This window comes from Yoonia maricola (assembly GCF_002797915.1).
Lineage (GTDB): Bacteria > Pseudomonadota > Alphaproteobacteria > Rhodobacterales > Rhodobacteraceae > Yoonia > Yoonia maricola.
On sequence record NZ_PGTY01000001.1, the window covers coordinates 1668668 to 1681364 of the forward strand.

The window sequence follows — 12697 nt, forward strand, 5'->3', positions numbered from 1 at the left end:
CCATGCCCCTTGATACCAAGTCATTTGACCTGCACCGCACATTGCCACTTAGCCCTGCAAAACTGTGGGAGCTGATGACCGATGCGCACCACCGCGAAAAATGGGGCGGACCGGATGATCAAACGGTGCTGGTTGTCGATGTCGCGGACGTCCGGGTTGGCGGTGAAGACCGCCACAGGTGCGGGCCAGCCGAAGCGCCCGAATTTGAAGTGACAACACGCTGGTATGATTTGACTGCGCCAGAACGGGCCGTCTTTACAGAAACGCTGATATTTGGGGGCGAGGCTGTTTGCACCAGCCTTGTCACCTATAATCTTGAGGCGGCAGGTAAAGGAACACGGCTTGGCGTCACGGTGGCGGTGTCCTCGTTCAGTGGGCCAGAAACCCTGGGAGAATTCCAAAACGGTTGGGACGGCGGGCTTACCAATCTTGAGAACTACGCCCAAAGCGTTGCACAGCCGACCTGAAGCGTAAGGTGGATTTCAATCCACCTTACATGGCGCAAACTTTGTGCAATTGACCCCATCTTGCGCGCCGCCGCACAACAAACACTTGCCAAACTTCGCCCGCCCCGCTTTGATACACTTCGGAAAGAGGCAGATGTCTACGCCGCATCGACATCTGGCATACCTCTCACACATGGGTAAGGCGGCAGGTTAATATCATGAACGTCACGTTTCTTCTCAATGGGGAAACCGTGCAGGTGGAGGCGGACCCAACGCACACCCTGCTCGATTGGCTGCGCGAGGACACAGCACTTTGCGGAACCAAGGAAGGCTGCAACGAAGGCGATTGCGGCGCTTGTACGGTGGTAGTCACGGACGCCGATGGCGCTAAGGCGCTGAACGCCTGCATCCTGTTTCTGCCACAACTGCACGGCAAGGCAGTGCGCACTGTCGAGGGGATCAGCGGCCCTGATGGCACGCTGCATCCCGTGCAACAGGCAATGATCGACCATCACGGATCACAATGCGGGTTCTGCACGCCGGGGTTTATTGCGTCCATGGCAATCGGCCATCTGCAAGGCCGGACCGACCACGATGATGTGCTGGCAGGCAACCTGTGTCGCTGCACGGGGTATGCGCCCATTGTGCGGGCGGCAGAGGCGGCGGCAACAGCGCCCGTTCCCGCATGGATGACGGATGAAACACCTACGGTTGATCCACAGCCCTATGCACCGGAAACGCTGGATGATCTGGCGGATTGGTATGCCGCCAACCCCAACGCCACCTTGATCGCAGGCGCAACGGACGTGGGGCTTTGGGTCACCAAGCAACTGCGGGATTTGCCACAAGTCGCTTTCCTCAACCGCTGTACGGAATTGCGGGCGATTACCCAGACAGATGACAGCATCCACTTTGGCGCTGCCGTGACGATGACCGAGGTTTTGGCTACCGTGGGTGAGGATCACACATCCTATGCCGAGATGATCCGCCGTTATGGCTCTGAACAGGTGCGCAACGCCGCGACCATTGGCGGCAATATCGCCAATGGCTCCCCTATCGGGGATAACCCACCTGCATTGATCGCCTTAGGTGCTAATCTGCATCTGCGCCATGGCAACAAAACCCGCGAGATGCCGATAGAGGATTTCTTTATCGCCTATGGTAAACAAGATCGTGCGCAGGGAGAGTTGGTGGCGGGGGTCACCCTTCCCAAACAGGCCCCTGCACTGCGCTGCTATAAAATCTCGAAACGGTTTGATCAGGATATTTCCGCCGTTTGCGGATGTTTCAACGTCACAGTGCAAGATGGCGTGGTAACCGCTGCACGTATCGCCTTTGGCGGCATGGCGGGCACGCCGCACCGCGCGCATCAGGTTGAAGCTGCGCTCGTCGGACAGCTCTGGACAGCGGATACAATCACCAAAGCAGCGGCACAGTTCAGTCAAGACTACACCCCGATGTCAGACATGCGCGCCAGCGCCGCCTACCGTTTGGAGATCGCAAAAAACCTGCTGCGTCGCTACTTCGCCGAAATGACAGGGCAGGTCACTTCTGTACTGGAGGTGACGCCATGAGTGTTACCAAACCACTACCCCATGATGCCGCTGCCCTGCACGTAACCGGGGCTGCACGCTATATCGATGATATACCAACGCCCACTGGCACCCTTCATCTGGCCTTTGGAACGGCAGAGATCGCATGTGGAACGATCCGCGCGATGAACCTCGCAGAGGTAAAAGGCGCGCCGGGTGTTGTCGCTGTGCTGACAGCGGATGACCTGCCCTTTGCCAATGATGTCTCCCCTTCGGTCCATGACGAACCTTTTCTGGGCACCGGCACGGTGCACTACCTTGGCCAACCGCTCTTTCTGGTGATCGCCAAGACCCATCTGGCAGCGCGAAAGGCCGCGCGGTTGGCCCAAATCGACTACGATGCAGAGACACCGATACTGACGATTGATGATGCCATCGCAGCAGATAGTCACTTTGAGGATGGGCCGCGTATCTGGACCAAAGGCGACATTGACCAAGCACTATCGACAGCCCCGCATCGCGTGACAGGCACGATTGAGATGGGCGGGCAGGAACATTTCTATCTTGAAGGCCAGGCCGCCCTCGCCCTGCCGCAAGAGGGTGGCGATATGGTGGTCCACAGCTCCACCCAGCACCCTACCGAAATTCAGCACAAGGTCGCCGACGCATTAGGCGTGCCAATGCATGCGGTACGTTGCGAAGTACGGCGGATGGGCGGCGGATTTGGCGGCAAGGAAAGTCAGGGCAATGCACTTGCGGTCGGATGCGCAGTGGCCGCACGTGCAACTGGCCAGCCGTGCAAGATGCGCTATGACCGCGACGATGACATGATGATCACGGGCAAGCGCCATGATTTTCGTATTTCCTATGACGCGGGCTTTGATCGCGAGGGGCGCCTGACCGGCGTTGATTTTACGCAGATGACCCGCTGTGGCTGGGCGCTGGATTTGTCACTGCCCGTTGCCGACCGCGCCATGCTGCATGCCGACAATGCCTATCACCTGCCTGCGGCCCGCATCACCTCGCATCGGTTTCGGACCAATACGCAGTCGGCCACAGCATTTCGCGGCTTTGGTGGCCCTCAAGGTGTTCTGGGGATTGAGCGGGTGATGGATCATATTGCCGCTGAATTGCGTGTTGATCCGGTGCTTATTCGCCAGCGCAACTACTATGACGCCATGGGTGGACAGGGGCGGGGCACACGATTTGGCGGTCAATATTCGCCACAGCCTCAGGCGCAGACCACGCCCTATCATATGCCGATCAAGGATTTCATTCTGCACGAGATGACAGATGCTTTGCTCGCGTCATCCGATTACAACGCTCGTCGCGCGGCGATTGCGGAATGGAACGCAGACCAATCGATCTTGAAGAAAGGGATCGCCTTTAGTCCGGTAAAATTCGGAATTTCTTTTACGCTGACCCACCTCAATCAGGCGGGGGCATTGGTGCATGTGTATCAGGATGGCTCGGTTCATATGAACCATGGCGGGACCGAGATGGGGCAAGGCCTGTTTCAAAAGGTGGCGCAGGTTGCCGCCCATCGGTTTGGGCTTGATGTGGACGCGGTCAAGATCACCGCGACGGACACCGGCAAGGTGCCCAATACATCCGCAACCGCAGCCTCTTCCGGGACCGACCTGAACGGGATGGCTGTGGCGCACGCCTGTGACATTATCCGTGACCGGATCGCTGTATGTCTGGCTGAATTGCACCAGACCCAGGTTGAAAACGTACGTTTCGATGAAGGGCAGGTTTTTGTCGGCGATACTCAGATGAGTTTCGCCAAGGCAGCGCAAACCGCCTACCTTAACCGCGTGAGCCTATCGGCCACTGGGTTCTACAAAACGCCCGATCTGGCATGGGACCGGATCAAAGGCGAAGGGACACCGTTCTTCTATTTTGCCCAAGGGGCCGCAGTAACCGAAGTGGTGATCGACACGCTGACTGGCGAAAACCGCATTCTGCGTACCGATATCCTGCATGACGCAGGGGCCTCTCTGAACCCCGCTCTGGATATTGGCCAGATCGAGGGCGGCTATGTACAAGGCGCGGGTTGGCTCACCACCGAAGAACTGGTCTGGGACGACAAAGGCCGCCTGCGCACCCATGCGCCTGCGACGTATAAAATCCCTGCCTGCTCGGACCGGCCGGATATCTTTCATGTGGCACTTTGGGATCAACCGAACCCAGCACAAACGATCTATCGCTCCAAGGCAGTGGGTGAGCCGCCATTCATGCTGGGCACGTCCGCCTTTCTGGCACTCTCTGATGCGGTCGCGGCCTGCGGGCCGACCTACCCGGACCTGCAAGCCCCCGCGACCGCCGAAGAAGTGCTGCGCGCTGTTGGACGCACGCGCGCATGACGGCGATCCGCATCACTGTGACCAAGACCGCAGGGTCAGTTCCGCGCGAGGCGGGCACGCAGATGCTTGTGTGGGAGGACCGTATCGAAGGCACCATCGGCGGCGGCACCTTGGAGTGGGAAGCAATGGCCGAGGCCCGCCGTATGCTGCAAGACGGACGCAAGACGCACACCGCGCGCATTCCGTTGGGTCCGGCGATGGGCCAATGTTGTGGCGGGTCGGTTAGCCTGCTTTGGGAAGAAGCTGCGACAATGGATGTGTCCTCTGCGCGCCCGCTGTGGATTTACGGGGCGGGGCATGTCGGGCGCGCCTTGGTTAATGTCATGAACCCGCTGCCAGCATTTGACATCACATGGGTCGACACGCACGCAGACCGGTTTCCGCCGGCGGATGTGACCACACTTGTCGCGGCGGACCCCGCGCGCGTTGTCAAACATGCGCCTGATCATGCGGATCATCTGATCCTGACCTACAGCCACGAGATGGATCTCGCCTTGTGCCATGCGCTGCTCAGCCACGATTTCCATAGTATCGGATTGATTGGATCGGCAACAAAATGGGCGCGGTTCAAGACCCGTCTCGCCGCATTGGGGCATGCGCCCGCACAGATTGCACGCATCGCGTGTCCAATCGGTGATCCGACCTTGGGAAAACACCCCGCAGCGATTGCACTTGGCGTTGCAACTGCCATGATAAGCCCCGCACAAAGCCAGACAAAGGACCGCACTGCATGACCGAACCGCTTTTGCGCCTGTCTGGCCTGACCAAGGGGTATCCTGGGGTGGTCGCCAACAAGGATGTCTCGTTCACAATCGGACCGGGCGAGGTACATGCGCTGTTGGGTGAGAATGGGGCGGGAAAATCGACGCTGGTGAAAACCATCTACGGGTTGGTGAAACCGGATGCGGGAACGATGGCTTTGGAAGGACAACCATTCCAACCTGCCGAACCCCGCGCGGCACGGGCAGCGGGTGTCGCGATGGTCTTTCAGCATTTCTCGCTGTTCGATGCGATGAATGTGGCCGAAAACATCGCCCTTGGCATGGAAAACCCACCGCCACAGGCCGAGATTGCCGCACGGGTGCGCAGCGTATCGGATCAATACGGGCTGCCGCTGGACCCTGACCGGATTGTGGGCGAGCTTTCGGCAGGTGAACGCCAGCGGGTCGAGATCATTCGCTGTCTTTTGCAAGACCCCAAGCTGTTGATCATGGATGAGCCCACGTCGGTGTTAACCCCGCAAGAGGTTGAGATCCTCTTCAAGACGCTGCGCCAGTTAAGCGCGGAGGGAACCGCGATCCTCTATATTTCACATAAGCTCGAAGAAATCCGCACGCTTTGCGACAATGCCACCGTGCTGCGTTTGGGGCAGGTTGTGGGTGAATGCGATCCGCGCCAGACCTCTGCCCGCGACATGGCGGAACTGATGGTTGGCGCGACACTACATGTCCCTGAAAAAGCTGAAAAGCCTAGCGGCAATACCGTGCTGGCATTGGCGGGGCTCAGCGCGAAAGCACCACATCAATTTGGCACCGCATTGCGCGAAATCAACCTGGAGGTCCGCAAGGGTGAGGTGCTGGGCATTGGTGGTGTGGCGGGTAATGGGCAAGACGAGTTGGTCGCGGCCCTGTCGGGCGAGATGAAATCGGCCAAGGGGATGATCCGTTATAAAGGCGATGATGTGGGGCAGATGCCCCCGAATGCGCGGCGCAAGATCGGCTTGCTTGCCGCACCCGAAGAACGCATGGGTCATGCGGCCGCCCCGGATATGAGCCTGACCGAAAATGCGATCCTGACGGCGATGACCCGACAAAATCTGACCAGTAAGGGCTTTCTACACTGGGGCAAAGCGCGCAGTTTCGCCGATGAGGTGATTGCCGCCTTTGATGTGCGCACGCCGGGGCCGGAAAACGCGGCACGGTCGTTGTCGGGTGGCAACCTCCAGAAATTCGTGATTGGGCGCGAGATCATGCAATCGCCTGAGGTTTTGGTCGTGAACCAACCGACCTGGGGCGTTGATGCCTCTGCCGCTGCGGCGATCCGGCAGGCCCTGCTGGATTTGGCGGAGAAGGGTGCTGCCGTGATCGTGATCAGTCAGGACTTGGATGAGTTGATGGAAATCTCTGATCGATTTGCGGCACTGAATGAGGGACGGCTCTCCGCTCCGCGCCCGGCGCAAGGGCTAACGGTGGAGGAGATCGGTCTGATGCTGGGTGGCGCACATGATATGGAGATGGCGCATGTTGATGCGTAAGAATGCCGTCGCAATTTCCGCTTGGACCAATGGCGCAAAAATGACGACCGAAAGTTTGATTGGACGAAGAAAGTCAGGTGGCTGCGCATGATCATGCTGGAAAAGCGCCCGCAGCCCTCGCGTGGTTGGACTTTTGCGACCCCGGTTGTCGCTGTCGTTTTGACAATGTTCTTTGGCGGGCTGTTGTTTGCGGCCCTTGGCCAAGATCCGCTGGTGACGATCCGCACGATCTTTCTTGATCCGTTGTTTTCAGAATTTGCTTGGTTCTATCGTCCGCAGTTGCTGATTAAAGGCGCGCCACTGGTGTTGATTGCCATTGGTCTGTCGTTTGGGTTCAGGGCAGGTATCTGGAATATCGGGGCCGAGGGCCAATACATCGTTGGCGCGATTTGTGGCGCCGCGGTGGGCCTGGCGTTCTATCCGATAGAAAGCTTTGTCATTTTTCCGCTGATGATTATCGCCGGTGCGATTGGCGGTCTGCTATGGGCGATGATCCCCGGCATCCTCCGGGTACGCTTTGGCACCAACGAAATCCTTGTCTCGCTGATGCTGGTTTATGTGGCCGAACAATTGCTGGCCTCAATGGCGCTGGGCGCTTTGCGTAACCCTGACGGCATGGGATTTCCGGGCAGTCGTAATCTGTCGCAATATGACAGTGCGGCAAACCTTGAAATCATTGCAGGCAGCGGGATGCATTGGGGGGTTCTCACGGCCTTTCTTGCGGTGATATTGGCTTATGTCGCCCTATCGCGACATATCTTTGGGTTTAATGTGCGGCTGTCAGGGCAAAGCCCGCGGGCAGCACGGTTCGCCGGGGTGAACCCCGGTATGCTAATCCTGAGCTGTATGGGCATTTCGGGGGCGCTGGCCGGGCTTGCCGGGCTATTTGAAGTGGCCGGACCTGCGGGACAGATCAGCATCGACTTTAACGTAGGCTACGGCTTTACCGCGATCATCGTGGCATTCCTTGGACGGTTGCACCCGGTTGGCATCTTACTTGCAGGCGGGCTGATGGCGCTGACCTATATCGGCGGCGAGATCGCGCAATCCAATCTGGGCCTGCCCATTGCGGCAATCCAGATCTTGCAGGGGATGCTCTTGTTTTTCCTTCTGGCCGTGGATGTGCTGACGAATTATCGCGTAATCTGGGGGCGGCAAGTGGCATGAACAGCGAAGATATGATCAACGGCATCTTTCGCCCTCTCGTGGGATTCTTTCTGGGTACGGCGCTTGCTTACACCTTCCAACTTGCTCAAAGCGCCGGCTGGATGTTTGCCGTCGGCTGGGCCGTCTTTCTTATGCTACTCTTTAGTCTTGTCCTTGTTCTGGACAGATTTTTGGACTGGGGCTTCGGCAGGCTCACGGGCTTTGGCCTCAAGAAACCCATGCAACCGGCAAAGGCCGAAACGCCGCACTGGTTTGTACGCTTTGGATGGGTCTTTGGCGTGATCATTGGCTTTAGCGCGGTGTTGCTTTTTCCCGAGGAGATCCTTGGATGGCTATAATCTCCCTCGGCATCGGAGGGCACTGATGGACCTCTCCTCGATCAATCCCGTTTTGTTGCTCGCATCCCTCATGGTTGCGGCGACCCCCATTCTACTTGCGGCTATTGGCGAGTTGGTGGTGGAGCGTGCAGGTGTCCTCAATCTTGGCGTCGAAGGGATGATGATCACCGGGGCGGTTTGCGGGTTCGTCGTGGCGGTTGGTACCAACTCACCTTGGCTTGGGTTCCTTGGCGCCGCCATTGGCGGTGCGCTCTTGTCTGTGATCTTTGGCTTTCTGACGCAGTTGTTGTTGTCTAACCAAGTGGCCACAGGATTGGCGCTGACACTCTTTGGCCTTGGGCTATCTGCCTTGATGGGGCAAGGCTATATCGGGATCAAAGCGCCGGAGTTTCCCGATTGGCATATTCCGTTGCTCGGCGATATTCCGGTGATCGGGCCAATCGTCTTCCAACATGATCCGATGGTCTATGTTGGTCTTGTGATTGTCGCAGGCGTCTGGGCCTTTCTAAAGTACTCTCGCGCCGGTTTGATCCTGCGGGCCGTCGGCGAAAACCATGAAGCCGCCCATGCATTGGGCTACCATGTGGTCCGTGTGCGCATGCTGGCGATCATGTTTGGCGGGGCCTGTGCGGGGCTGGGTGGCGCCTACCTGAGCCTGGTGCGTGTGCCGCAATGGACCGAAGGGATGACTGCTGGTGCAGGCTGGATCGCACTTGCCATCGTTGTCTTTGCCAGCTGGCGACCGGGCCGCCTTTTGCTGGGTGCCTATTTGTTCGGCGGCGTGACTGTTTTGCAGTTGAACCTGCAAGCAGCCGGTGCAGCCATTGGGGTCGAATATCTTTCTATGGCGCCCTATCTGGCCACCATCGCTGTTCTGGTTATTATGCGTGCCGGACGTGCGCCCGGATCATTGGGCCAATCATTCCATGCCTCACGTTGAGGCGACACTAAGACTACCAAGGGGAAACACATGACAATGAAAACACTTCTGGCTGGGGCGACGCTCGCTCTTGGCCTTGCAACAGGGGCTGCGGCCGATGGGCATGAGCCGACAACAGTTGGTTTCGTCTACGTCGGGCCAATCGGTGATGGCGGCTGGACTTATGAGCACGACAAGGGCCGCTTGGCCGTGGAAGAGGCTTTTGGCGATCAGGTTGAAACTGTTTACGTCGAAAGCGTGCCAGAAGGCCCGGACGCGGAGCGGGTGATGACACAGATGGCGCTGCAAGGTGCTGACCTGATTTTCACAACCTCTTTCGGTTACATGGACCAGACCATAGCGGTGGCTGAAAAGTTCCCCGATGTGAAGTTTGAGCACGCCACGGGCTATAAGCGCGCCGACAACGTATCCACCTACTCCGCCCGGTTCTACGAAGGTCGCGCGGTTCAAGGCCACATTGCGGGCCAGATGACCGAAAGCAATGTGATCGGCTATATCGCATCCTTCCCGATCCCAGAGGTTATTCGCGGCATCAACTCTGCCTATTTGCACGCAGCCGAAGTGAACCCTGACGTCGAATTCAAAATCATCTGGGTCTACACGTGGTTTGATCCCGCAAAAGAAGCTGAGGCTGCCAATGTGCTGATCGAACAGGGTGCCGATGTCATCTTGCAGCACACAGATTCCACCGCACCGCAAGCGGCAGCGCAGGCAGCTGGCAATGTTGTGACATTCGGTCAGGCCTCTGACATGGCTGAATTTGCACCCTTCCCGCGCGTATCATCCATCATCGACGACTGGGCACCTTACTACATCGCCCGCACACAAGCGGTGATCGATGGCACATGGGAAAGTACCGACACATGGGACGGCATCGGGCCGGGCATGGTTGGCATTGGTGAGATTACTGATGCCGTGCCGGCCGAGATCAAAGCCTCTGCCGAAGCCTTGGTCGAGAGTCTGCGGACAGGCGAGTACCACGCCTTTACTGGCCCAATCAACAAGCAAGACGGATCAGCCTGGCTGGCCGATGGTGAAATCGCAGATGATGGCACGCTGGCTGGTATGGATTTCTACGTTGAAGGCATCACTGGAGAGATCCCGCAATAAACACACCAGCATTGGTGAAACCCTGAAAGCCCCGCATCAAGCGGGGCTTTTTCTTGTCATAACTGTGTCAAAAAAACTTCTATCTCGCTCGAATCATTCACTTTTGTACAGTGTGACGATCAAAATTGTTGCGCCCACGGCGTCTCACTTGCAATCAGTGAGGGCAGAGCGCAATTGGTAACCACCTGTAGTGGAAGACAGCAGAAAGAGAAGGTAGTCGGCGGCGACCGCGCATCACCGCAGTTGTATTTAGTTGGTTTTGTCGTGCCTATCAGCACGCGAGCCAGAGTTAGGAAGTTGTATGATAATGAATTGGTATTCTGCCCCATGGCAGAACTTTTATTGCGTGACACAAAAAATTGCCGTGTCAGTCTTATGTCTATCCGTCGCCATGACACAGGTTCATGCGCAAGAAACGCAAGCAGCGGCGGCAGATGCCGCAACCACAAACGGCGATGCAGGCGGTGGCGCGCGTATCAATTTATCGGGTAAATTGCGCATGCTGAGCCAACGGATCGTCGCATCCGCATGTTATCTGCAAGCCGGTGTCAGCAGCGACGACAGTGGTGCGATGCTGGTTGCCGCACAAGAAGAATTCGCGCTGATTACAGACGCCTTGCAGAATGGGAATGACGATCTGGGCGTGTTCGGAGAAGAGACACGGCGCAAAACGCTGATAGGGATTGAACTGTTACGCGATCTTTGGGTCCCCGTCAGCGCGGGCGCGGACGAGATCGCCGCAGGAAACGGATCACAAGAGACAGTGCAACAAATCGCAACCGACTCAGCGCCTTTGTTGGAAATGGCTCAGAAACTTGTACCAGAAATATCGCAGCAATATTCCAACCCCGGCGAGCTTCTTTTGCGGGACACGCTGGTCATTGATATCGCGGGCCGCCAGCGCATGTTAGCGCAACGCGTATCCAAGAATGTTTGCCTCTTTTCGGTTGGTTTGGGGTCCGATGCAGTTCTGGCAGAACTCCAAAGCGCGGCAGATATGTTTGATGCTTCATTGCGCGCATTGCGCAACGGCATGCCAGACGCCGGTGTTCAAGGCCCACCAACCCCCGAGATTGCGGCAGGTCTTGACGGTGTCATCACCGATTGGGGCGTCGCCGAACCACTGATCGCAACTGTCCTTTCCGGCGAACAGATCAATGCGGACGATCTGGCTACCATGTTTTCGACGGCGAACCGTCTGACCGGGGGTATGAATACAGCGGTTGGCCTTTACGCTGAGGCGTCCAAGCTGGGCGGCTAGCGCAGCACGGCGGATGCTGAACAAGATCGGCAAGGTGGTCATCGCAAAAGGTACCGCCTTGCCAAAACCTTAGCCCGGCTCATGCACCTTACTCTGCCTAAACAAGCATCAGAGTGCACAAATTGTTGACGCGCGGAAAGAAATTGTTTCGTATGTAAAATACTTCGAAGCACAGGTGGACCGCGGCCATGTCTGAAACGACCATCAAGAACATGGAAGAGTTTTCTGCCGTCAGCGGTATTTCAAGACCCACAGTGTCCAAATACTTCCATGACCCCGACAGCGTGCGCCAATCGACGCGGCAACGCATTGAGACAGCGCTGGAAAAATACGACTACCGCCCCAACATCTTTGCGATGAACCAGAACCGCAAGCTGACGAAGAATGTTGGCATAGTGGTGCCTTTGCTGGCCGATCCCTATTTCGCTGAAATTGCGCGTAATCTGGAACAGCGGTGCATCGATGCAGGCTATCGGCCCACATTGTTCAGCGCCCATGGCGACCCGAATTTGGAAATCGAGGTTCTGGAGAATTTACGCGCCCTCAAGCCAGCGGGCGTTTTGATGGCCCCTTTGGGCCGCGCATCGCATCGTGCCGCGTTAGAGAAGTTTTGCGATGATGTCCCGACCTTGATTTTCGACAGCAGCGTGGATGAGCTTGGCCTGGCATTTGTCGGGTCAGACAATTTCCAGTTCACATCGCATATTTCCGACTACCTCTGTCGAACCGGTGAACCACCCTGCTTTTTTGAGATGAAGACACCTGCAAACCCGAATGCACATCGGCGACGGCAGAGCTATCTCAACGCGATGGAGGCATTCGGACATGAGCCACAGGTGATCTCTATCGATGGCGAGGGTTGGGCTTTTGAGGAAATCGGGCGGCTTGGTGGTCACGAGGCGCTCTCGAACAAGCAGTTTTCAACCAATACGATCCTATGCAGCAATGACCGTTTGGCGATTGGATTGCTGACGGCCTGTTACGAACAGGGCATCAAAGTAGGCCGTGGCGCGGACTGTGCGATTCGCGTTGCTGGGCAAGACGGACACCCCCATTCGCGCTATACCTGTCCGCCACTGACAACGATATCGCATGATTATGACGCGGTTTCCAAACATGCAGCCGACAGTTTGCTGGCCGCGATTGATGGTCATGTAGAGCCTTGGAAAAGCACGAGAATAGAAGGCAAGCTTATCCTGAGGCATTCTGCCTGACGCGGTTTTCTTTACGCGCGTAAATTTTATGTTGACCTTGCGTTGCTCTTTCCACTAGCGTTAACAAAC

At 57.2% G+C, this 12697-nt stretch carries 11 protein-coding genes; all 11 read left to right on the top strand.

Going from position 1 to position 12697, the window contains the following annotated elements:
• Nucleotides 1–2 precede the first annotated feature (2 nt).
• The 11 genes from BC777_RS08440 (at nt 3) to BC777_RS08490 (ending at nt 12628) form a co-directional block, all read left to right on the top strand.
• On the top strand, nt 3–467 hold the full coding sequence (locus BC777_RS08440) for an SRPBCC domain-containing protein (RefSeq protein WP_100367630.1): 465 nt from the start codon (nt 3–5) through the stop codon (nt 465–467).
• Nucleotides 468–664: 197 nt separating this feature from the next.
• Nucleotides 665–2020 (top strand): xanthine dehydrogenase small subunit, encoded by a 1356-nt coding sequence (gene xdhA, locus BC777_RS08445; protein WP_100367631.1) that lies wholly within the window; start codon nt 665–667, stop codon nt 2018–2020.
• A complete protein-coding gene (xdhB, locus tag BC777_RS08450) occupies nt 2017–4344 on the top strand; it encodes a xanthine dehydrogenase molybdopterin binding subunit (protein ID WP_100367632.1) in 2328 nt (775 codons plus the stop codon). The genes xdhA and xdhB overlap by 4 nt, the downstream gene beginning before the upstream one ends.
• On the top strand, nt 4341–5078 hold the full coding sequence (gene xdhC / locus BC777_RS08455) for a xanthine dehydrogenase accessory protein XdhC (protein WP_100367633.1): 738 nt from the start codon (nt 4341–4343) through the stop codon (nt 5076–5078). The genes xdhB and xdhC overlap by 4 nt, the downstream gene beginning before the upstream one ends.
• The gene (locus BC777_RS08460; protein ID WP_100367634.1) at nt 5075–6598 is read left to right on the top strand and encodes an ABC transporter ATP-binding protein; all 1524 of its coding nucleotides are present in this window, start codon (nt 5075–5077) and stop codon (nt 6596–6598) included. The genes xdhC and BC777_RS08460 overlap by 4 nt, the downstream gene beginning before the upstream one ends.
• A gap of 87 nt (nt 6599–6685) precedes the next feature.
• The gene (locus tag BC777_RS08465) at nt 6686–7765 is read left to right on the top strand and encodes an ABC transporter permease (protein ID WP_100368069.1); all 1080 of its coding nucleotides are present in this window, start codon (nt 6686–6688) and stop codon (nt 7763–7765) included.
• Nucleotides 7762–8103: a hypothetical protein gene (locus tag BC777_RS08470; protein WP_100367635.1), complete on the top strand. Its 342-nt coding sequence runs from the start codon at nt 7762–7764 to the stop codon at nt 8101–8103. Before BC777_RS08465 ends, BC777_RS08470 begins: the two co-directional genes overlap by 4 nt.
• A gap of 25 nt (nt 8104–8128) precedes the next feature.
• A complete protein-coding gene (locus BC777_RS08475) occupies nt 8129–9043 on the top strand; it encodes an ABC transporter permease (RefSeq protein WP_100367636.1) in 915 nt (304 codons plus the stop codon).
• A gap of 30 nt (nt 9044–9073) precedes the next feature.
• Nucleotides 9074–10153 carry a BMP family ABC transporter substrate-binding protein gene (locus tag BC777_RS08480; protein ID WP_100367637.1) on the top strand — a complete coding sequence of 360 codons (1080 nt, stop codon included), beginning with the start codon at nt 9074–9076 and terminating at the stop codon, nt 10151–10153.
• 391 nt (nt 10154–10544) lie between these two features.
• On the top strand, nt 10545–11414 hold the full coding sequence (locus BC777_RS08485) for a type IV pili methyl-accepting chemotaxis transducer N-terminal domain-containing protein (protein WP_168769110.1): 870 nt from the start codon (nt 10545–10547) through the stop codon (nt 11412–11414).
• A gap of 188 nt (nt 11415–11602) precedes the next feature.
• On the top strand, nt 11603–12628 hold the full coding sequence (locus tag BC777_RS08490) for a LacI family DNA-binding transcriptional regulator (protein WP_100367639.1): 1026 nt from the start codon (nt 11603–11605) through the stop codon (nt 12626–12628).
• Nucleotides 12629–12697: the final 69 nt, after the last annotated feature.

Bases quoted from the DNA above. Each gene is read 5' to 3' on its own strand.
- BC777_RS08460 (WP_100367634.1), top strand. From the start codon at position 5,075: ATGACCGAACCGCTTTTGCGCCTGTCTGGCCTGACCAAGGGGTATCCT.
- BC777_RS08485 (WP_168769110.1), top strand. From the start codon at position 10,545: ATGACACAGGTTCATGCGCAAGAAACGCAAGCAGCGGCGGCAGATGCC.
- BC777_RS08440 (WP_100367630.1), top strand. From the start codon at position 3: ATGCCCCTTGATACCAAGTCATTTGACCTGCACCGCACATTGCCACTT.
- BC777_RS08480 (WP_100367637.1), top strand. From the start codon at position 9,074: ATGACAATGAAAACACTTCTGGCTGGGGCGACGCTCGCTCTTGGCCTT.
- BC777_RS08475 (WP_100367636.1), top strand. From the start codon at position 8,129: ATGGACCTCTCCTCGATCAATCCCGTTTTGTTGCTCGCATCCCTCATG.
- xdhC (WP_100367633.1), top strand. From the start codon at position 4,341: ATGACGGCGATCCGCATCACTGTGACCAAGACCGCAGGGTCAGTTCCG.
- BC777_RS08465 (WP_100368069.1), top strand. From the start codon at position 6,686: ATGATCATGCTGGAAAAGCGCCCGCAGCCCTCGCGTGGTTGGACTTTT.
- BC777_RS08470 (WP_100367635.1), top strand. From the start codon at position 7,762: ATGAACAGCGAAGATATGATCAACGGCATCTTTCGCCCTCTCGTGGGA.
- xdhB (WP_100367632.1), top strand. From the start codon at position 2,017: ATGAGTGTTACCAAACCACTACCCCATGATGCCGCTGCCCTGCACGTA.
- BC777_RS08490 (WP_100367639.1), top strand. From the start codon at position 11,603: ATGTCTGAAACGACCATCAAGAACATGGAAGAGTTTTCTGCCGTCAGC.
- xdhA (WP_100367631.1), top strand. From the start codon at position 665: ATGAACGTCACGTTTCTTCTCAATGGGGAAACCGTGCAGGTGGAGGCG.